Annotated in this window: 1 protein-coding gene; it reads right to left on the bottom strand. The window is 43.8% G+C overall.

Annotated elements, in window-relative coordinates:
• Positions 1-1,493 (bottom strand): beta strand repeat-containing protein (locus tag BW936_RS19685; protein ID WP_159439044.1); only part of this gene is annotated, 1,493 nt, incomplete at both ends.

Below are 1,493 nucleotides of genomic sequence, written 5' to 3'. Positions count from 1 at the left end.
TTTGGATCGTTATCCGCATCACGGATATCTATTGTTGTACTCGCACCGTCGGTAATATCTATTCGTACACTTTCATTTGCAGTAACAACCGTATTTGATAAATCTTGTTCATCGGTATCGACAGTAGCATTAGGTACATCGATAGTAAAGTTCGGGTATGTTCCGCCTATGGTTACATTACCGTTTCCGCCATCCGTTAGGGCCACCGTTTGGTCAGGGGCCGTATTGGTCACCGCAAAATCGTCTCCGCTTTGGCTAACCGAAATTCCCGTACCCGCACTTACGGTCTGATTCTCATTATTTGGATCGCTATCCGCATCCTCCACATTATCCACATTGGAAACATAAAGTCCGTTTGCATCTATACTCAACGCATTACCTGCCGTATTGCTAACATCTGCACTGAACACCGTACCTGCTAAATTAAGACCACTTCCCGCCGTGTATTGGGTATCGGTATTTAAAGAACTTGCCGCTACAAATTCCCAATCCGTACCATTCCATTGTATTAAATCTCCAGAAGCCGAACCTGCCGCTATATTTGCTAAATCCACTGCATCATCTGCTAGCTCATTATTTGTAATTCCATCGGCAGAAACTGCTAAGGTATATGGGACTGCTTGGGAACCATCTCCTGAACGAGTCAATGTATTATTACCTCCAGTAACCCCAACAACTTCATTCCCTATTACCCCATCATTCTCTGTCACCGTTACGGAACCTAAATCTACTAATATCCAATTTGAACCGTCCCACTGCATTACTTGACCATCAACATTTCCGTCTGCAAGTTTTGATAATGTTACTGCTTCATTTAAAATATTATTGGCTTGAACTGCATCATTTGCTAATTCAGTATTGGTGATTCCATTTTCAGCTACACTAAACTCCGTAACTGTCAAATCTAAACCTGTACCAGCTGAATACTGTGTATCATTATCTGTGTCGGAAACATAAAGTCCGTTTGCATCTATACTCAACGCATTACCTGCCGTATTACTAACATCTGCACTGAATACCGTACTTGCTAAATTAAGACCACTTCCCGCCGTGTATTCCGTATTTGTATCTACCGTGGCATCTGGTACATCAATAGTAAAATTCGGGTATGTTCCGCCTATGGTTACATTACCGTTTCCGCCATCCGTTAGGGCCACCGTTTGGTCAGGGGCCGTATTGGTCACCGCAAAGTCGTCTCCACTTTGGCTAACCGAAATCCCAGTCCCCGCACTTACGGTCTGGTTCTCATTATTTGGATCGTTATCCGCATCACGGATATCTATTGTTGTACTCGCACCGTCGGTAATATCTATTCGTACACTTTCATTTGCGGTAACAACCGTATTGGATAAATCTTGTTCATCGGTATCGACAGTAGCATTAGGTACATCAATAGTGAAGTTCGGATATGTTCCGCCTATGGTTACATTACCGTTTCCACCATCCGTTAGGGCCACCGTTTGGTCAGGGGCCGTATTGGTCACCGCAAAGTC

It is taken from the genome of Maribacter ulvicola, assembly GCF_900155985.1.
Taxonomy (GTDB): Bacteria; Bacteroidota; Bacteroidia; order Flavobacteriales; family Flavobacteriaceae; genus Maribacter; species Maribacter ulvicola.
Note: the sequence above shows the minus strand (reverse complement) of the source record. Positions and strands in the feature narration are given on the sequence as shown.